16 protein-coding genes are annotated in these 18,469 nt (G+C 60.6%); 7 read left to right on the forward strand and 9 right to left on the reverse strand.

Annotated features, from left to right (window positions below; all coding sequences use genetic code 11):
• Positions 1-22: 22 nt before the first annotated feature.
• The 5 genes from RRH01S_RS24250 to RRH01S_RS24270 all read right to left on the reverse strand — a co-directional run bounded on the left by RRH01S_RS24250 (position 23) and on the right by RRH01S_RS24270 (position 6,574).
• Positions 23-1,633, reverse strand: a complete 1,611-nt coding sequence (locus RRH01S_RS24250) for an ABC transporter ATP-binding protein (protein ID WP_042474506.1) — start codon at positions 1,631-1,633, stop codon at positions 23-25.
• Positions 1,626-2,456 (reverse strand): ABC transporter permease, encoded by an 831-nt coding sequence (locus RRH01S_RS24255; protein ID WP_015917937.1) that lies wholly within the window; start codon positions 2,454-2,456, stop codon positions 1,626-1,628. The genes RRH01S_RS24250 and RRH01S_RS24255 overlap by 8 nt, the downstream gene beginning before the upstream one ends.
• Positions 2,453-3,433 (reverse strand): ABC transporter permease, encoded by a 981-nt coding sequence (locus RRH01S_RS24260; RefSeq protein ID WP_015917938.1) that lies wholly within the window; start codon positions 3,431-3,433, stop codon positions 2,453-2,455. The genes RRH01S_RS24255 and RRH01S_RS24260 overlap by 4 nt, the downstream gene beginning before the upstream one ends.
• A 187-nt stretch (positions 3,434-3,620) precedes the next feature.
• A complete protein-coding gene (locus RRH01S_RS24265; RefSeq protein WP_015917939.1) occupies positions 3,621-5,204 on the reverse strand; it encodes an ABC transporter substrate-binding protein in 1,584 nt (527 codons plus the stop codon).
• Between the two features lie 185 nt (positions 5,205-5,389).
• Positions 5,390-6,574: a M20 metallopeptidase family protein gene (locus RRH01S_RS24270; RefSeq protein ID WP_015917940.1), complete on the reverse strand. Its 1,185-nt coding sequence runs from the start codon at positions 6,572-6,574 to the stop codon at positions 5,390-5,392.
• Positions 6,575-7,222: 648 nt separating this feature from the next.
• On the opposite strand from RRH01S_RS24270, the gene RRH01S_RS24275 reads away from it, so the two are divergent.
• The 5 genes from RRH01S_RS24275 to RRH01S_RS24295 all read left to right on the forward strand — a co-directional run bounded on the left by RRH01S_RS24275 (position 7,223) and on the right by RRH01S_RS24295 (position 13,827).
• The gene (locus RRH01S_RS24275; RefSeq protein WP_015917941.1) at positions 7,223-7,738 is read left to right on the forward strand and encodes an RNA polymerase sigma factor; all 516 of its coding nucleotides are present in this window, start codon (positions 7,223-7,225) and stop codon (positions 7,736-7,738) included.
• Between the two features lie 163 nt (positions 7,739-7,901).
• The gene (locus RRH01S_RS24280) at positions 7,902-8,909 is read left to right on the forward strand and encodes a FecR family protein (RefSeq protein ID WP_015917942.1); all 1,008 of its coding nucleotides are present in this window, start codon (positions 7,902-7,904) and stop codon (positions 8,907-8,909) included.
• A gap of 119 nt (positions 8,910-9,028) precedes the next feature.
• Positions 9,029-11,512 carry a TonB-dependent siderophore receptor gene (locus tag RRH01S_RS24285; protein ID WP_052365230.1) on the forward strand — a complete coding sequence of 828 codons (2,484 nt, stop codon included), beginning with the start codon at positions 9,029-9,031 and terminating at the stop codon, positions 11,510-11,512.
• Positions 11,513-11,517: 5 nt separating this feature from the next.
• Complete coding sequence (locus tag RRH01S_RS24290; protein ID WP_234711721.1) at positions 11,518-12,672, forward strand: ABC transporter substrate-binding protein; 1,155 nt, start codon at positions 11,518-11,520, stop codon at positions 12,670-12,672.
• Positions 12,673-12,744: 72 nt separating this feature from the next.
• Positions 12,745-13,827 carry a siderophore-interacting protein gene (locus tag RRH01S_RS24295; protein ID WP_015917945.1) on the forward strand — a complete coding sequence of 361 codons (1,083 nt, stop codon included), beginning with the start codon at positions 12,745-12,747 and terminating at the stop codon, positions 13,825-13,827.
• Here the strand turns inward: RRH01S_RS24295 and RRH01S_RS24300 are convergent.
• Positions 13,809-14,054, reverse strand: coding sequence for a hypothetical protein (locus RRH01S_RS24300; protein WP_007702307.1), 246 nt, complete (start codon positions 14,052-14,054; stop codon positions 13,809-13,811). The two genes, RRH01S_RS24295 and RRH01S_RS24300, sit on opposite strands and share 19 nt — an antisense overlap.
• A gap of 316 nt (positions 14,055-14,370) precedes the next feature.
• Between RRH01S_RS24300 and RRH01S_RS24305 the strand changes: the two genes are divergently transcribed.
• Positions 14,371-14,679, forward strand: coding sequence for an ArsR/SmtB family transcription factor (locus RRH01S_RS24305; RefSeq protein ID WP_034515914.1), 309 nt, complete (start codon positions 14,371-14,373; stop codon positions 14,677-14,679).
• A gap of 121 nt (positions 14,680-14,800) precedes the next feature.
• Here RRH01S_RS24305 and RRH01S_RS24310 read toward each other — a convergent pair whose 3' ends face one another.
• The 3 genes from RRH01S_RS24310 to RRH01S_RS24320 all read right to left on the reverse strand — a co-directional run bounded on the left by RRH01S_RS24310 (position 14,801) and on the right by RRH01S_RS24320 (position 17,738).
• Complete coding sequence (locus RRH01S_RS24310; protein WP_007702305.1) at positions 14,801-15,460, reverse strand: DUF3313 domain-containing protein; 660 nt, start codon at positions 15,458-15,460, stop codon at positions 14,801-14,803.
• Positions 15,461-15,636: 176 nt separating this feature from the next.
• Positions 15,637-17,019: an ATP-binding protein gene (locus tag RRH01S_RS24315; RefSeq protein ID WP_015917947.1), complete on the reverse strand. Its 1,383-nt coding sequence runs from the start codon at positions 17,017-17,019 to the stop codon at positions 15,637-15,639.
• Positions 17,016-17,738 (reverse strand): response regulator, encoded by a 723-nt coding sequence (locus RRH01S_RS24320; RefSeq protein WP_015917948.1) that lies wholly within the window; start codon positions 17,736-17,738, stop codon positions 17,016-17,018. The genes RRH01S_RS24315 and RRH01S_RS24320 overlap by 4 nt, the downstream gene beginning before the upstream one ends.
• 365 nt (positions 17,739-18,103) lie before the next feature.
• Here RRH01S_RS24320 and RRH01S_RS24325 point away from each other — a divergent pair, with 365 nt between their 5' ends.
• Positions 18,104-18,454, forward strand: coding sequence for a GFA family protein (locus tag RRH01S_RS24325; RefSeq protein ID WP_015917949.1), 351 nt, complete (start codon positions 18,104-18,106; stop codon positions 18,452-18,454).
• The last annotated feature ends 15 nt before the right edge of the window (positions 18,455-18,469 follow it).

Raw genomic sequence — 18,469 nt, forward strand, 5'->3', positions numbered from 1 at the left:
TATTTCGTAATTTCGGCAGCAGTCAGCGAGTCGATTTGCCCGGCATTCGCCTGGCGATTGCCTCGTCCAGCCAGCCGGGGCGCATTTCCGGGACCGATGCGATCAGCTTCTCCGTATAGGCGTCGAAGGGCGGCGCCAAAACATCGCTCTTGCGGCCATAGCTCATCACCTTGCCGTCCAGCATGACCGCGACCGTATCGGCTATCGCCCGCACGATGGCGAGATCATGCGTGATGAACAGATAGGATGTGCCGCTCTCATTTTGTAGCCGCGTCAGCAGACCAAGAATGCCTTCGGCCACCAGTGGGTCGAGCGCCGATGTCGGCTCGTCGCAGATGATCAATTTGGGGGCTGCGGCCAGCGCGCGCGCAATGCAGATGCGCTGTTTCTGGCCGCCGGAGAGTTCCGAGGGATAGCGATCGCGCATGGTCTGCGCCAGCTCGACCTGATCGAGCAGCGCCATCACGCGGCGGTCGAGTTCCACGCCGCCGAGGCCGAAATAAAAGGCAAGCGGGCGAGCAAGGATCGCCTCGACGGTCTGGCGCGGGTTGAGCGCAAGATCGGGGATCTGGCTGATAATCTGGATGTCACGCAGGATCTCCCGTCCGCGTGACGCAAGGTCGCCCGGCAGGGCCTGCCCATCGAAGCGCAGGCTACCCTTGGCGGGCGGCAGCAGGCCTGTGACGACCCGCGCCAGCGTCGATTTCCCCGAGCCGGATTCGCCAACGACCGCCAGTGTTTCACCGCGACCAATGTCCAGGCTGATGCCTTTCAGCACGGTCGTGCCCGGCGTGTATCCCGCCTCTATGCCCTCGATGCTGAGAAGGGCCTCCGCATCTGCCGCCGGCTTAGCCGGCTTTTCGGACTGGCGCATGGCGACCAGCTGCTTGGTGTAGTCTTCCTGCGGCGCGTTGAAGATGCGATCGACCGGCCCCTGCTCGACCATTCGGCCATGGCGCAGCACCAGGATCTCGTCGGCTACCTGCGCCACCACGGCCAGGTCGTGTGAAATGTAGAGCGCGGAAGTTCCGGTCTTCTCGATCGCCTGCTTGATGGCGGCGAGGACTTCGATCTGGGTGGTCACGTCGAGCGCGGTCGTCGGCTCGTCGAAGACGATCAGTTCGGGATGCGGGCAGAGCGCCATAGCCGTCATCGCACGCTGCAACTGTCCGCCCGACGCCTGATGCGGATAGCGATCGCCAAAATTCTGCGGATCGGGCAAGCCGAGCAGAGCAAAAAGCTCCTTTGCCCGCGCTATGGCATCGCTGCGGTTCATCAGACCATGCCAGAGCGTAGCTTCGGCTACCTGCTCGATCAGCGGATAGGCCGGATTGAAGGCCGCCGCGGCCGACTGGGCGACATAGGTGACCGCGGCGCCGCGCAGGCGCCTGGAATCGCGACCGCGCAAGGCCAGGATATCGGTGCCGTTCAGGTCCGCACGTCCGCCGGTGATGCGCAAGCCGTCGCGGCTATAGCCGAGCGAGGCGAGCCCGATCGTGGATTTCCCCGCCCCGGATTCACCGATCAGGCCGAGTACGCGCCCTTTTCCCAGCGTGAAGGACACCTTGTCGACGATAGTCTGATCGCCGGCCTTGATCTCCAGATCGATGACTTTGAGCAAGGTATCAGCCATGGCGGCGAACGCCTTTCAGGCTGGTCGTCTTCTGGAGCATCCAGTCCACGACGAGATTGACGCAGATGACGAGGATCGCGATTGCAGCACCCGGAATGAGGGCGGCAAAGACACCGAATACCAGCCCATCCTTGTTCTCCTTCACCAGGCTGCCCCAATCGGCAATCGGCGGCTGGACGCCAAGGCCGAGGAAAGAGAGCGTCGACAGGAAGAGAATGGCGAAGGCGAAACGCAGGCCGAATTCGGCGAGCAGCGGCGACAACGCGTTCGGCAGGATTTCCCGGAAGATGATCCAGCCCCAGCCCTCGCCGCGAAGACGCGCCACCTCGACATAATCCAGGGTGACCAGATCGCTGGCAAGCGCCCGGCTTACGCGGAAGACCCGCGTCGCGTCGAGCCCGGCCATGACGAGGATGAGCACGATCATGGTTTTCGGCAGAACGGCAAGCACGACCAGCGCCAGGATCAGCGTCGGGATCGCCATCGCCAGATCGTTCAGCCGCGACAGCACCTGATCGATGATGCCACGGCGGACGGCGGCGTAGAAGCCGAGCGATACGCCGATGACGAAGGCAAGGACGGTCGCAAGCGCCGCGATGACGAATGTGATGCGCGCGCCCCAGAGCAGGCGCGAAAAGAGATCGCGGCCGATATTGTCCGTGCCGAGTAGTGCGTCGGCGGATGGCATGTCCCATACGCCGCCGACCACTTGCGAGACCGGATGCGGTGCGATCCAAGGCGCCAGCACCGCCATGATAAGAAAGATAAGCAAACCGGTAAGGCCGATCACCGCCAGGGGCGTCAAACGCGGCAGATTTCTCATCGCGGGTGCCTCAATCGGGGATTGGCCAGGATCGCGACCATGTCGGCAACGATGTTGAGCAGGATATAGACGGCGGCGAATATCAGGCCGGCGGCCTGCACGACCGGCACGTCGCGCTTGGCGACATGATCGACAAGATACTGGCCCATACCGGGATAGACGAAGATCACCTCGACCACGACGACGCCAACGATGAGATAGGCGAGATTGAGGGCGACGACATTGACAATCGGCGACACGGCATTCGGCAGCGCATGCTTCCAGATGATACGCCAGCCCGGCAGTCCCTTCAGGAACGCCGTCTCGATATAGGGAGACGCCATGACGTTCAGAAGCGCTACCCGCGTCATCCGCATCATGTGCCCGACGACGGCAAGAACCAGCGTCAGGCAGGGCAGCAGCATGGTGATGAGGCGATGCCCCAGGGGCATGGCATCGGAAACTGTCGCGCTGCTCGGAAGCCAGAAATGGCTGACCGAGAAATAGGCGATCAGCAGATAGCCCGCGAAGAACTCCGGCAGCGATATGGCGCTGAGCGTCACGATACCGATGGTCCGATCGACCCAGGTTCCGACGTAAAGCACGCAGAGGATACCGAGCAGGATGGACAAAGGCACGGCAATGATCGCCGCCATCGCCGCCAGATAAAGCGTGTTCTTCAGGCGCGGCGCGATACTCTTGGCAATATCCTGGCGATTGCTGTAGCTGCGCCCGAAATCGCCGCGCACGGCACCGCCCAACCACTCGACATAACGCTGCGGCGCGGGCTTCTCGAGACCAAGCTCCTTGCGGATGCTGGCGACCGCTTCCGGCGTTGCTTGCTGGCCGAGCATAGCGGTTGCAACATCACCGGGCAGGATCTGGGTTCCGGCAAAGATGACCAACGACACCGCCCACAACAGCACCAGACCGAGAGCCAGACGCTTAATGAGCAGGCGCAAGAGATGACCACCGGCCGACTTGCGGGCCGGTGGCATCACTGCCTGCGTTTCGAGCTGGATCTCCTCAGCCAGAGGCTGGTTGTTCATCTGTCTGTTCCGAAAAATTCCACGCATGGCCGCTATCGTGAATGACAGCGTAGCGCAACGGTTTAGCAGCCCTACCGGGAAAAAAGAGCCCCCGGATGGCAATCCGGGGACCGATAGGCATTCTGTTGCGGGTGTCTTAGGCCTTGAGCCAGGCGCGCTCGGCGATGCGGTAGCCGCTAAGATCGCCGCCGCCCGGCACCGGCACATAGCCGCCGACCTTGTCGCTAGCCGCCGCCAGATTGTCGACGAAGAGCGGGATGATCTCGCCGCCTTCATCCACCAGCTTCACCTGCAGGTCATGATAGATCTGCTTACGCTTGGTCTCGTCCAGCTCGACACGCGCCGCTGCCAGCAGCTTGTCGAAGGCCTCATCGCGCCAGGCAGTTTCGTTCCACGGCGCGTCGGACTGGAGGATCAGCGACAACATGGCGTCGGCCGTCGGGCGCACCGACCAGTTGGAGGCGACGAACGGCTTCTTCAGCCATACCTCATCCCAATATCCATCCGAGGGAACACGGTCGACATCGATGGTGATGCCGGCCTTGGCGGCGGAAGCCTGATAGAGCTGTGCCGCGTCGACCGAGCCGGGGAAACCGTTGTCGGACGCACTAAGCTGGATGCCACTTGGCGAGCCCGCCTTCTTGAAGTGGAACGACGCCTTTTCGGGGTCATAGGCGCGCTGCGGAATATCCTTGGCGAAATAGGGGTTCCAGGAGGCGATCGGATTATCGTTGCCGATAGCGCCGGTGCCGACGAGAAGGCTCTTCTGCAACTCCTCGCGGTCAATCGCATATTTCAGCGCCAGCCGCAGGTCGAGATTGTTATAGGGAGCGGTGTCGACCCGCATCGGGAAGCAGTACATCGTGTTTTCCTGCGAGCGCAGGATCTGCACGCCAGGGCGGCCGGTAAGCCGGCTGACGGATCGCGGTTCGACACGGTTGATGATATGCACCTGTCCGCTCAACAGCGCCGCCATGCGGGCAGTCGCATCGCTCATGGCGATGGTTTCAACGGAATCAACGAAGGCGCGGTCCGAGGCCCAGTAGTTCGGGTTGCGCTTGGTGAGGGCGCGAACGCCCGGCTGGAAGTCTTCGAGGATGAAAGCACCTGTGCCGACACCCTTGTCAAAGTCGCCGCCGTCGGGGCCGATGCCGAGATGGTAGTCGACGAGAGCGGCCGGGAAATCGGCATTGCCCGAATTCAGCGTCACGGTCACTTCATGCGTGTCGGAGGCGCTGATGTCGGTAACTGCCAGAAGCTGGCCCTTGCCGCCGGAATTGCTCTTTTCGCCGCGGTGATGATTGAGCGAATAGACGACGTCCTGCGCGGTCAGTTCCTTGCCGTTGTGGAACTGGATGCCCTTCTTCAGCTTGAAGACCCACTTGCTGCCATCGGGCGTTGCCGGTTCCCAGCTTTCGGCGAGCGCGCCGATCAGCTTGCCATCCGGGCCGAGCTCGACGACGGTGTTGAAGAGCTGAAAGCCGACCGTGTACATATAGGCTTCGGTATAGAAGGCGGGATCGAGCCTGTCCGAGCTCGACGCCGTATCCAGCCCCAGCACGAGATGTCCGCCCTTGACCGGCGTTTCCGCCTGCGCCGCAGCGCTGCCGGGAAGCAAAAGCCCGCCTGCCGAAAGCGTCGCCGACAGGGCGCCCGCTGTTTGCAGGAACCGGCGCCGTGTCGGCTGCAGGATGTTCGAAATCGTCTTTTCGCCCGGCATTAAAATCTATTCCTCTTCATCTGATGGCTTCCGGCTCCGCATTGCGGCGGCCGCGCGGCACATTTCCTATGGTATCGGCTAACATCAAGCCCGCAATTTCCTCCTAAAAATCAACGATCCGGAAGAAACAAAATGCAAAATCGGTTTGGCGACCGGTCCCGTGTCGTAAATGGAGGCTTCGCCGGCTAAGCCAGGAGCTTTGCGGCGGCCAACGACAGCGCTACGACACCGTTTGCGATACAGCGCTCGTCCGGCTGGTAGTCGGAATTGTGGACACGATCGTTGCGGCCTTCCTGGGAGGAGCCGACGCCAAGCTGGAAGGCCGGAACCTTCGCGCCGACCAGAGCGAAGTCCTCCGCGCCGAGGCCCGCCTCGCGCTCCAGGACGACGTCGCCATAATGCTCGCGGATCGCCGACATGGTGGTCGTCAGAATATGCTCGTCATTGATCAGCGAGGGCACGCCGCGCACGTAGTTCACCTCGCAGCGAACGCGCATGGATGCTTCCAGCCCCTCGCAGACGCGGCGCATGGCAGCCTCGATCACGTCGCGTGATTCCGCGTCCTGGCAACGAACCGTTCCCATGATGGCAACGGAGTCGGGAATGATGTTGTGCGTGTTGCCGCCATGAATGGAGCCGACGGTCAGGACCGCCGGGCGCATCGGGTCGACCTCGCGCGAAACGATTGCCTGCAATTGTGTGATGAGATGCGCAGTGGCAACGACCGGATCGATTGCCGCATGAGGGCGCGCGGCATGGCCGGATTTGGCATGAATGGTAATGTCGAACTCGTCGGAGGAGCCGTTCGATATGCCCCGGATGAAGCTGAACGTTCCGACGGGCTCATCCGGATAATTGTGGAAGCCGAGCGCATAGTCGACACCATCAAGCACGCCGTCGACGATCATCGCCGCCGCGCCGCTTTCCTGCGTTTCCTCGGCCGGCTGGAACATCAGTTTCACGTTGCCGCTGAGACGGGGGGCAATCTCCTTGAGGATCGCGCCGACGCCGATCAGCGTCGCCGTATGCAGGTCGTGGCCGCAGGCATGCATCTTGCCTTCGATCTGGCTGGCAAACGGCAGGCCGGTCTGCTCCTGCATGGGCAGGGCATCCATGTCGGCCCGGATGAGAAGCGTCGGGCCGGGACGCCCGCCCTTGATAAAGCCGACGACGCCGGTGCGGCCTATGCCGGTCTGATGCTCGATCCCGAGGCTTGCGAGCTCACGGGCGACCACGCCGCTCGTCCTGACGACATCGAAGCCGGTCTCGGGATGGGCGTGGATATCGCGGCGAACCTCGATCAAATGCTCCTCTTGCTGCGATGAAAGCTGCTGTACGAGCGCATTGAGATCATTGACGTGCGAATTCATCTTGCTGGTATCCCGGAGAGCCTGTGGAGAAGAACGCTTTGCCTTCATTCGGTGCGGCAAGCGACCTAACGGACATTGAGTATTTGAACGATTAGCCTCGAGCTGCTTGGAGAGCAACATTTCCAAGCCTTGATCCTGCAAATCCCCGATCATTCGCGGACACCGCAAGGCCAAGACGCCCCGATCTTCGCTCATTCCCCACTTTTTTCGCCGCGCTTCATCCGCAGGCTAGTCGGCATGACGAAACTGTTGCACGGTCGCAACGCCGGATGATCAATTCATAGACTGCCAAGGGCGTGTAACGCCCCGCCTATCATCCAGCCGGACGGCAGAGGCGCAATAAAATCAAGCAGAAAACATGTGAATTACAATCCACTTTTATTCGCGTCCGCACAAAAGTTTGCATCCATTCTAAATCACTGCCGTTGCAAGGTTTTTTCAGTCCGCCTATGGCAGGATCGGTGTTTGGGTAAAGCCCTTTGCCAGAGACCGATGACACGGGTGTGATTGATTGTCGACGCGAACTGACCGGGACAGGGGAACAGGACACGAGCGGGCGTGGAAACCGGCAGGTTTCGCGGCTCCCGTCGCGATATGCGTTGATTTCGGCTATTGGGTATCGTCAGGCTTGAGGAAGGAGGCGTCGTCATGTCCTCCGTCCTGAACACCATATTCGAGACGCAGCGGCGCTCCCTGCTGTGGAGCGTGATGCGGATTGTGCGCGATCCGCAGACGGCCGAGGATCTCGCGCAGGAGACCTATGTCAGGGCGCGGCGGGCAGCGGATAACGGCCCGATCGAGCATGTCGAGGCCTTCCTGCACCAGACAGCCCGTAATCTTGCGCTAGATCATCTGCGCCGCAAGAACACCCGCACCAACGTCGAGGCCGAGGGCGTCGATGAAGCGACCGTCGCCGCCATTGCCGCCGATATCCCCTCCATCGAGGATGCGATCATCGAGCGCGAGAGGCTATGCTGGTTTAAAAAGGCGCTTTCCGGACTTCCTGAGCGGGCGCAAACGATCATGGTTCTCAGCCGCCTGGAGGAATGGCCGAACGTTCGCATCGCCGATCATCTTGGCGTCTCCGAGCGGACGGTGTTCAATGATCTGAAGCTCGCCATGGGGCATTGCCGGGACGCGCTTGCGCGGCTCGACAAGAAGTGATCCCCTGATGGTAATGACATCTATCACGTTGCGGGGTTTAACCCTTCCCGTCACTGGCTTGCGAGACATCGTATGCCCGAGGGAAACCTTTTTTGCCGGGTTTCAGATTACCGAACGTCTAGGTTATAGGGACCCGCGATGCACTGAAGATGGGATGGCCTGAGTGGGACGGAACGGCACGGACAATGAGGACGAGACGGGCGAAGGCTACGTTCACGACGATCCGATCGCCGATGCGGCGCTCGAGTGGTTCGCCCGCCTGCGCAACGCCGAACCCGACGCCCGCACCATGCGTGATTTTCAAGCCTGGCTCGATCACAACACGCGACACGCGGAGGAGTTTCACGCCCTTGAGGCAATGTGGGGCTCAAGCGCCTTTGCAAAAGCGGTCGCCTCTCTCCCGATGGCGGAAAGCGCCGCCAAGCAGACCGCCGCGTCGCGGCGGCAGGGGTTGCGCTGGCTTCCGCGCCTTGCGGCCGCGGCTGCGGTGGTATTGGCCGTGCTGGGTGCCTGGCAATATCCGAAACTGATGCTGGCCTGGCAGGCCGACTACATCACAGCGACCGGCGATCAATCCACGATCCACCTCCCCGACGGCTCGACCATGATCCTCAACACGGCGTCGGCCGTTGCGTTCGATTTCCAGAACGGCCAGCGCACAGTGCGGCTGCTCAAGGGCGAGGCCTTCTTCGACGTGCAGCACGATGCGTCCCATCCCTTCAGGGTGACCGGCCATTTCGGCGAAGTCGAAGTCACCGGCACGGCGTTTTCGGTACGGGCCGATGACGACTCCGACGATGTCGTGCTGGAACGCGGTCATGTCGAAGTCACCTGTCTTTGCAATGCGGCCGAGCAGGTCAGGCTGGAGCCCGACGAGGCGGTAACGGCGACAGCCACGTCATTGTCGGCGGTGCGAAAAACCGATCCGTCCCGCGCGCTCGCCTGGCGCGATGGACGCGTCATCTTCGACGATCAGCCGCTTGGAACCGTGCTCAACGAGCTGCGCCGCTATTACGGCGGCACGATCATTGTTGCCGACAGCCGCATCAGCCGCCTGATCGTTACCGGCAACTATCGTCTCGACAGTATCGAAGGCGCCATTCGCACCCTGGCGGATGCGGCGGGCGTGGGAATGACCCGGATTCCAGGCGGAATCATAATCTTGCGATAATCCCTCAACTTTTTTTGCCGGTTCCGCATCTCCACCACGTCTAGGTATTGAAGGGTGACGGTTGCGCACGGTGCGGTCCGAACCCTCTGGGGCCAGAAGGGATTATCGGCAAGATGAGAATGGGGCGGACGTCATCGCATGGGCAGCAGATCAGGAAACATGGGAACGAGCGCATTCTGGCGCGGGCACTTCTGGCATCGACACTTTTAAGCTGCCTCAGTGTCACTTCCGTATTGCCCGCCATGGGGCAGCAAGCGCGTCCGGCCGCCACGCAGGCGATGAATTTCCAGATCCCGGCGCAGCCGCTCGACGCGGCCATCAGCGCCTTCATTCGCGCAACCGGCTGGCAGATCAGCTATTCCTCGGCAATCGCACGCGGCGAGACATCCGGTGCTGCGATCGGGTCGATGACGCCGACGCAGGCCTTGCAGCGCCTCGTTGCCGGCACCGGCATCGTCGTTCGCGTCGGCGCACCCGGCTCGGCCGCCCTCGTCGATCCCACCACCACGGCAGCGAGCGGAATGGCGGCCGATGGCTCAACCGTGCTCGCGCCGATCACCGTGACCGGCCAGGATGGCGCTTTCGGCCCGACCAACGGCTATATCGCGCAGAATGCCCTAACGGGAACCAAGACCGGCACGCCCTTGATCGAAACGCCGCAATCGGTCTCCGTCGTTACGCGCAAGCAGATGGAAGACCAGAACTCGAAGACCGTTTCGGAGGCACTGCGCTACACGCCGGGTGTCGCCGCCGAGACGCGTACCGGGCGCTATGACTATCCGAACATCCGCGGTTTCGGTACGCCGGGCGGCTCCGAGGCGAATTGGGTCGGGCTCATGGATGGGCTGCGCATGCCGCGCGGCATCTACTACATCGCGCCGTCGATCGACCCCTATATGCTGGAGCGGGTCGAGGTGCTGAAAGGCCCCTCCTCCATCCTTTACGGCGCCGTCAATCCGGGCGGCGTGGTCAACCTCTGGAGCAAGCGCCCGACGGAAGAGCCCCTGCACGAGGTCGACCTGCAATACGGCACCTTCAACCGCAAACAGATCGGCTTCGACTTCAGCGGTCCGGTCAACAACGACAACACGGTACTCTATCGCCTGACCGGCGTTGCGCGCGACGCGGATTCTCAGGTCGATTTCGCCAAAGATCAGCGCCTCTCGATCTCTCCGGCGGTGACATGGCAGCCAGACGGCGACACCAAGCTGACTATTCTCGGCAATGCCCAGCGCGATCCGAATGCCGGGAATTTCAACTACCTCCCCTATGTCGGCACGGTGAAGTCGGCATCCTGGGGCAAGCTGTCGCGCAACTTCACCGAGGCCGATCCGAATTTCGACCAGTCGCAGCGGTCGCAATATTCGATCGGCTATGAGTTCGAGCATCGCTTCAACGACATCTGGACCGTGCGGCAGAACCTGCGCTTCATGCACGCCGACTATGATTACAAATCGGTCTTCCAGAATGGATGGCTGACGCCGACCCAGCTGTCGCGCATGTCGATCCATTCGGTCGAATCCTTCGATGGTCTCGCCATCGACAACCAGGCCCAGGCCGAGTTTTTGACGGGCGAGATCCGGCACACCGCGCTGTTCGGGCTGGACTATCGCCGCAACAATGCCGACGTGAAGATGGGCTATGGGGCAGTCGATCCGCTCGACGTGCTCAATCCGGTCTACTACCAGACCATCGCATCGCCGAGCCTCGATTATGTGACCAGCCAGAAGCTCAACCAGACCGGCGTTTACGTTCAGGACCAGATGAAGCTGGGCAACCTGTCGCTGTTGACGGGTATCCGTGGCGATTGGGTCGACGCCGAGACCCGCAACAATTATGCGCCGGCTTACGTGCCCCAGTCGGACAAGGCTTTCTCCTGGCGCACGGCGCTTATGTATAATTTCGACAATGGCATCGCACCCTATGCCAGCTATTCGACGTCCTTCGAGCCGGTGCTCGGCACGGACTGGTCCGGCAATCCGTTCAAGCCGACCAAGGGCGAGCAATATGAAGTCGGCGTCAAATATCAGCCGGATGGCTGGGAAAGCTTCCTCACGGCATCGCTGTTCGACATCACTCAGCGGAACGTAAAGACGGCGGACCCGGATACTTCGCATCCTTATGCCTCCGTGCAGACGGGCGAGGTCCGGTCGCGCGGCGTCGAGCTGGAGGCTCATGTCAACGTCAACGACAATCTGAGTCTGATCGCCTCCTACTCCCATATCGATATCAAGAATACCGAGGACACGACCTATCAGGGCAAGCGTCCTTATGGCGTGCCAAGCAACCTCGCCTCGCTCTGGGCCAACTACGAATTCGACGACGGCACGTTGGACGGCCTCAGCCTCGGAGCTGGTGTCCGCTACGTCGGTTCATCCTATGGCGATGCCGCCAACAGCTTGAAGGTTCCCTCCTACACGCTGGTGGACGCTGCCCTGCGCTATGACTTCGGCAAACTGAACCCCGACATGAAAAACCTGCAACTGTCGGTCAATGCGACCAACTTGTTCAACAAGACCTTCGTATCATCATGCTGGAGCGAGACTTCGTGCTTCTACGGCAACGGCCGGACGATTACCGCCAACCTCAAATACCGGTGGTAATGCGAATGCTCGGGCTGAACCTCCTGCTTCGAACAACGGTAGTATGCCGCGCGCGTCTCATCGCACGCGGCATACTGATCATTGTCACTTACGCCGCGATCGTCTGCGGTGCACAGGCGGCAAACGCACAGCCCGCGACCTTCACCGACATCGCCGGACGGACCATCGAACTGTCCCATCCGGCCCGCCGCGTCATCCTCGCCGATGGCCAGTTGCTAACCGCCCTGGCCTTGCTCGAGTCCGATCCGACTGAACAAGTCGTCGGTTGGGCGGATAATTTCGTTCGGTTCGATCCATCGACTTATGGCCAATACAGGCGGCGCTTTCCCCGTATGGCGGACATCTCGGTCGTTGGCGGGACGACCGCCGATGCGTTCTCCGTCGAAAAGGCGCTGAGCCTTCGGCCGGACCTCGTCATCGTCCCGCTCTGGTTCGGCACGTCCAGCACCATGGAGACGCAGTTGAACGCGGCTGGCGTCGCCGTCGCCTATGTCGATTTCTTCAACGACCCGATCAAGAATACCGCCGCCAGCATGCGGATTCTTGGCAAGGCGCTCGGGCAGGAAGGCCGTGCCGAGGCCTATATCGATTTCTACGAAAGCCATATGCGGCGGATTTCCGAGCGATTGGCCGGTGCCGACATCACCAGGCCCAAGGTCTTCCTGCATGCCCGCGCCGGTGGCTGGGAATGCTGTTGGTCGGCAGGCGGCAAGGTCGGCGAATTCATCGAGTTCGCCGGTGGCGAGAACATCGCGAAATCGGTCGTCAAGGGCGCGACTGGCCAGCTCAGCCTCGAATATGTCCTGTCGCAGGACCCGGATATCTATATCGCCGCCGGCGGAGCCGATCTTCCCGGCAGCGGCGGCTTCATGATCGGTCCCGGCGCTTCCGCGGAGCTTGTTCATTCCGCGCTGAAGGATGCGGCACAAGAGCCGGGGATCGGCACGCTCTCGGCTTTCGCAAAGGGCCGCGCGCATGCGCTTTGGCTCTTCTTCTTCCATTCCCCAACCAATGTGCTTGCGGTCGAGGCGATGGCGAAGTGGTTTCATCCGGATCTGTTCGCCGATATCGACCCGCAGAAAACGCTGGCGGAGATCAACGAAAAATTTCTCGCGGTTCCGATGCAAGGAACCTACTGGGCCGATCTTCTCGATCCGTGACCCCTCTCCCACCGAAACGGAGATCCCACCATCGCTCCGCCTCGGCATCGCCAACTCAGGACACACCGCCTCATGACAAAGCTGACATCCCGCGCCGAAGTCGCCCTGCCCACGCCGAAGCAATATCTCGCCGAAGTCTTCGAACATTTCGCCGAGGAAGTGCCCACCACCCTTTCGGGGGCGATGGGAAGCGCCGTGTTCCCCTGGGGGATCGGCACGATGGAGGTCACCGATCAGGGCCTGCGTCTCTACGCGGAAGCTGGAGACCTGCCATCACTCGCGACTGTCAGGGATGTGATGGCGAGCCACCTTGAGGAATTCGCCTGGCGCGAGAAGCCGGATATTCGCTGGAACGGCGATGGCTGCGACAGCAGCGTCGTTCCCAATCTGCGGATCATGACGGTCGCGACCATGACCGACCTGACGGCGCGCATGCGCCGCATCACGCTGAAGGGCGAGAACCTCGATTGGTTCACCACTGGCGATCCTCATATCTGGTTGCTGTTTCCCCCGGCCGACCTTGAGGTTCCCGAATGGCCGGTTCTCGGCCCGAACGGACGCCCGGCCTGGCCGCCCTACGGCAAGCGGCCGACGACCCGCACCTATACGATCCGGCGCATCGATGTTGCCGCCGGCGAGATCGATGTCGACTTTGTGCTGCATGGCGACCAGGGCGTCGCGAGTGCCTGGGCCGAGACGGCGCGTGCCGGCGATGTCATCGGCATGATGGGTCCCGGCGGCGGCAGCATGCCGGCGATGGATTGGTGCCTGCTCGCCGGCGACGAGACGGCCATCCCTGCGATTGCCCGCATGCTCGAGGCTCTGCCTGAGACGGCACAGGGCATTGTCCTGATCGAGGTGGCAGACAAGGGCGAAGAACAGACGCTTTTAGGCCCGGCCGGCATCGATATCAGATGGCTTCATAGAAACGGCGAGGCCGCCGGACGTTCACGATTGCTCGAAGGGGCCGTGAAGGCCATCCGGCCGCCGAGTGACGTATCGTTCGGCCTGTGGGCCGGAGCGGAATCAGCGACGGCGCGGGCGCTTAGGACCTATTGGCGGAGGGATCTCGGCCTCTCACGCACAAACACGCGCGCCGTCAGTTTTTGGAAGCTGGGCTTCAGCGAAAGCGATCATCAACGGCCACACGATTGATGTGGCCGCCACGCATCATTGCAAGCCACGTTGGCCACGATCGGGTTCATGCCACTCGGCAAGCCGATCTCCGCCTTGCCGCGCAATGTCTTCGCGCTCTTCAGCCTATGCGCTGCATCCTGCAGCAGGTTCGTCATCCCGGTCAGAGACACCTGATCCGCGCGCATTACCTGCCGGATCAACGGATCGTTGAGAACATCGGCTATCGTCAATTCTTTATAAGTCATGGCTACCTCCTGTTCACTAGACACAGAGATAACCGGTCTAATTAGCAGCGTGATGTCAAAAGCCGGACCAAAACAAGGCAATCGGTTCGTTTTTGTTACAGTTTGTCGCAAGCGGCGTCGCGGTGATACATCGATACATTCAGTCGACGGTTTCGTCGTGCACCGTTCGTCAGAGCTGTTCAAGCCGGCAGACCGCCCCGCAAGACGCAACATATCGCAACAAATCAGAACAAAACTTTACAGCCAGTGCGTGTACCCTGGCAGGATTATGGCCCCCGCAAATCCATCAGATTCATCCTCAGCAATCGAACGTCCAATGTATTCAGATCACGCAACACGAGACCAACGCCTCGCATGGCATGCAGATCTCCTCGGCCAGCTTGCCAATCCGAGCAGGCTGCAGGTTTGCATTTTTCTGTCGGATCGCGAAGAGGACGTAAATAGCCTGGCCCGGAAGATCGGCATATCCCAGCCGGCCCTAAGCCGGCATTTGGCGCGCCTTCATCGATCGGGAATCATCAAATTTCGCAGCCACGCCCAATTCAGATACTATTCCTGCGATCATCCGGACGTACTCGAACTGCTGAAGACCCTGACGGAGCTTTACAGTCCCGACCTGAGTTAGGACAAAATGCCATCCCTCAGCAAAACGCCGAAGGCTTTGTGAGCTTCAGACGGACAAGGCCCCGCGCAGTCAATGTACGCGTGGCCAATTCCGTTATCTGAGGCAGGCAAGGCCGCTTGGCTTACTGCAGCTGCTCGAGAAGCGCATCGGCACCCTTCTCGATCCCGATCTTGGAGCCCTTCAAGCGTGAGAAGGTTGCACCAGCGTTCATTGCATTCGGATATTGCTTGGCGACATAGGCGGAGAGCAGGCGATTGCTCGGCGCATCGTAGATTTCCACGGCATAGTTCACCGAGCCCGCCATCGTCCCTTCGCGACCGCGAACCGCCTGAACGGCGTTGATCGCGTTGCCGCCGACATCAAGATGCGAGAACGGTCCAAGGACCGGGGTGGTATCCTTGGCGCCTGTCAGCGTCAGATGGAGCCGAAGTGTACCGGGGCCGGGATTGTTGACGACGGCGAAGCGCGTCCGCAGCTTTTGCGTGAATTGATCCTGCATGTAACCGGCAAGGACTGATTTGTCTTCGTCGGCGATCTTCACGAACTGGTTGTCTGGACCGTTGTAGACAGTGACGGGATCGACGATGATCTTGTTGTACTGCCTCCAGTCGACATTGCCCTTATACCGATACGGTACGCGGCCGCCCTTGTCGTCCGGGTTCGGCTGAAGCTGCGGTGCCGAGGCCAGGCCCGCGTAAACGGTGGGGTCGGCAGTGGTGCATCCCGCAATGGTCGCACACAGGGCGATCAGCGCGACACTGGTGGTGGGTGTTCTCAGCAAAGATTTGGCTCCTGGAAAATATGGCAGAGTGTTGCCAGAGCCAGTTCTATTGAATCGGTGTGTTGCGGTGTTTTCTTTAATATATGGAAATGTTCGCGAAGATGATGGCGGGACTTAAAGAGTCTGTTGCCAACCGAAGGTTGGGTAGCCGTTCCATTATCCGCAAGAATGAAAACTCAGCCTGGCGACGGGACCTTCTTTGGATCACCCGCAAGGCGCCCCATCGCCTCGTCCTGAGTTGGCGGCAGGGTGATCTCGACGATCAGGCCATTGGGCTTGCGGTCGAGCAGCTTGAGCGTCCCGCCATGCCCCTTTCTGACGATACCCTCGGCGGTCGGAAGGCCAAGGCCGAAGCCGCCGCCCATTCCCGTCGTCCGGGCTTTGTCCGCCTTGAAGAAGGGCTCCAGAGCCCGTACTTTGAGTGCATCCGTCAAGCCAGGGCCATTGTCGCTCACCTTGATCAAAACCCCGCCATTGCTGGCGCTTTGCAACTCGATCTCAATCTCGGTCGCATAGCGGGAGGCATTCTCGACCACATTGGTAATCGCTCTGGTAATGGCTTGCGGCTTGCAGATGCAGGTAAGCCGGCGGGGGCCTTTGAAGCCCACCTCGATGCCGGTGTCCGAAAAGTCGGTCGCGATCGTCTGAAGCAGGCTTGAAATATCCACCTTGCGCGAAGGCACGCTATGGGAGGCGTTTGTCAGAAACGTCAGGCTCTCATCGATCATCGAACCCAGGGTGGCGATATCGGCCAGCATCTGACGCTGAAGCTCCGGCTGCTCGCAGCGCTCGGCGCGCATCCGCAGACGGGTCAGCGGTGTTCTCAGATCATGACTGATGGAACTGAGCATGCGCGTGCGACTGTCGACCATTTCCAATATTCGGCTTCGCATCACGTTGAGCGAGGCGGCCAGGCTTCTCATTTCCGAGGCGCCGTCAGCCACGAACGGCTTTTCCAGGCTGTCGTCCATGCTGGCACGCTCGGCGGCGGCGGCGAACCGGACCACCGGCCGGGTAATGAGCCAGCTGCTGAAATAGGCCATGAGCGCCAGCGGAATGACGATCTTCAAAATCCCGCTCGCCATGGCTGGGAAAAGCCATAGATAATTGGGGAAGACAGGCAAGTGGAAAACCAGCGCGCGATCGGCATCGACCTTGACGGTCAGGACATTCCCCACCGACTGATCCGCGAATGCATTCTCAACTGACTTGAAAACATTGGTTTCGAGCAGCGCTCTAGCCCGCTCGACGATCTCGCTCGACGCAGCAATAGCTTCCTGTTGCGGCGGGATTTGACTTGCCGGCATTTTCTCCGCGGAAATCCCGAGGGTTGCGGCGAACTTTAAGGCAGCATCTTCCTCATCGGGCGAATGCGCCTGTCGATACCGATCCAGCACTCTTTCAATTCGTCCCGCCAACAAGCCGATCGCAACGCCCTTGTCATGCCGGCCGTAGATAAACGGCTCGGAAAGCGTCGCCACGACGGAAACGAGGATGATCAGCAACGTCGCCAATACGAGTATCTGTGTTCGTATGGAGGCGGTGCGAAGGCCCTTCACGGCAGACGCTCCACCTTGGAAGCAAACAGATAGCCGCCAAGACGCACCGTCTTGATGAAGGTTGGATCCTTGAGGTTGGGCTCGATCTTCTGGCGGACGCGGCTGATATGGGCATCGATGCTGCGTTCGACCGGGCCGGCCGATCCGGCATGCGTCATGGACAGAAGCTGTTCGCGCGTCAGCACCTTGTTCGGATTACTGCAAAACGCCCAAAGCAGATCGAACTCCGCCGTCGTCATGGAGACTTCGGCGCCTTCGGCGTCGAAGAGCTGCCGGCTTTTCGGATCGATGCGCCAACCCGCGAACGTCATCGGCGCGACGTCCTCCTCCGGTTGCTGGGAAAATGACGCCCGTCGCAGAATACTCTTGATGCGGGCCATCAGTTCACGGGAGTTGAAGGGCTTGGTGACATAATCGTCGGCACCGAGCTCGAGGCCCAGGATGCGGTCGACATCCTCCCGCAACGCGGTCAGCATCAGGATCGGAATCGATCGGGACGAGCGCAATCGCCGGCAGATGCTGAAGCCGTCCTCGCCAGGAAGCATGCCGTCGAGGACGATCAGGTCGAACTTGTGGCGTGCCAGCAAGCGATCCATCTCTCCGCCGCTTGCCGCCGACGTCGCCTCGAAACCATTGCTCTTCACCAGTTCGACCAGCATATGCGCTATGTCGGTATCGTCTTCGACGATCAGAATATGAGGTTGGTCGAACATTGCCATTTCGGAGGCCATCGCCTTCGTTTGAGTGCCCATCGCACGGTCTATCGCGCGCGAAATTATCTCACCTGGATACGAATATGTCACGCTGATGCTTCCATGACCTGTGCCAATCGAAAAGGAGTGCCGTTACCGCGAAGCAATGTCGCCCTAAGACGACATTGGTGGTGGCGCTCACATCGGCACCGGGCAGGCAGAGCAGGACCTGGGTCCTGCCGTCGGATTTTTGTGACACGATCATATTCCAGAGATTGGGGTTCCCCTAGAATAGCAAGACGAGTGCAATGCTGTGTTCGATAATATTGAGATATGTTGCGATCGGATATTGCAGAATATCCGCGCAATGATTCGAAAATCGGGAGGATAAAGTGGCATTCCAAGGAAGTTGTCACTGCGGAAAAGTGGCGTTCACGGTTGACGCCGATCTGCCGGGTCAGGCCCTTAGCTGTAACTGCTCATATTGCCGCCGCAAGGGCATGTTGCTTGCCTTTTTCCCAACGGAAAAATTCACATTGGACGGCGGCGAGGACTCACTCCGCAGCTATAAATTCAATACCCACCGGATCGATCATCAATTTTGCGTCGATTGCGGCACGCAGCCATTCTCTATGGCCACGAGCCCCGATGGCACACCCACGCGGGCGGTCAACCTGCGCTGCGTCCCGGCTCTCGATTTGAATTCCCTGGAAATTCAGTACTATAACGGCGCCGACAAGTAGGCGGTCAGCGCCGGC

This window comes from Rhizobium rhizogenes NBRC 13257 (assembly GCF_000696095.1).
Taxonomy (GTDB): domain Bacteria; phylum Pseudomonadota; class Alphaproteobacteria; order Rhizobiales; family Rhizobiaceae; genus Rhizobium; species Rhizobium rhizogenes.

Excerpts from the sequence above, each read along its gene's own strand:
- RRH01S_RS24250 (WP_042474506.1), bottom strand. The coding sequence starts at position 1,633 with ATGGCTGATACCTTGCTCAAAGTCATCGATCTGGAGATCAAGGCCGGC.
- RRH01S_RS24255 (WP_015917937.1), bottom strand. The coding sequence starts at position 2,456 with ATGAGAAATCTGCCGCGTTTGACGCCCCTGGCGGTGATCGGCCTTACC.
- RRH01S_RS24260 (WP_015917938.1), bottom strand. The coding sequence starts at position 3,433 with ATGCCACCGGCCCGCAAGTCGGCCGGTGGTCATCTCTTGCGCCTGCTC.
- RRH01S_RS24265 (WP_015917939.1), bottom strand. The coding sequence starts at position 5,204 with ATGCCGGGCGAAAAGACGATTTCGAACATCCTGCAGCCGACACGGCGC.
- RRH01S_RS24270 (WP_015917940.1), bottom strand. The coding sequence starts at position 6,574 with ATGAATTCGCACGTCAATGATCTCAATGCGCTCGTACAGCAGCTTTCA.
- RRH01S_RS24275 (WP_015917941.1), top strand. The coding sequence starts at position 7,223 with ATGTCCTCCGTCCTGAACACCATATTCGAGACGCAGCGGCGCTCCCTG.
- RRH01S_RS24285 (WP_052365230.1), top strand. The coding sequence starts at position 9,029 with ATGGGGCGGACGTCATCGCATGGGCAGCAGATCAGGAAACATGGGAAC.
- RRH01S_RS24290 (WP_234711721.1), top strand. The coding sequence starts at position 11,518 with ATGCTCGGGCTGAACCTCCTGCTTCGAACAACGGTAGTATGCCGCGCG.
- RRH01S_RS24295 (WP_015917945.1), top strand. The coding sequence starts at position 12,745 with ATGACAAAGCTGACATCCCGCGCCGAAGTCGCCCTGCCCACGCCGAAG.
- RRH01S_RS24300 (WP_007702307.1), bottom strand. The coding sequence starts at position 14,054 with ATGACTTATAAAGAATTGACGATAGCCGATGTTCTCAACGATCCGTTG.
- RRH01S_RS24305 (WP_034515914.1), top strand. The coding sequence starts at position 14,371 with ATGTATTCAGATCACGCAACACGAGACCAACGCCTCGCATGGCATGCA.
- RRH01S_RS24320 (WP_015917948.1), bottom strand. The coding sequence starts at position 17,738 with ATGGCAATGTTCGACCAACCTCATATTCTGATCGTCGAAGACGATACC.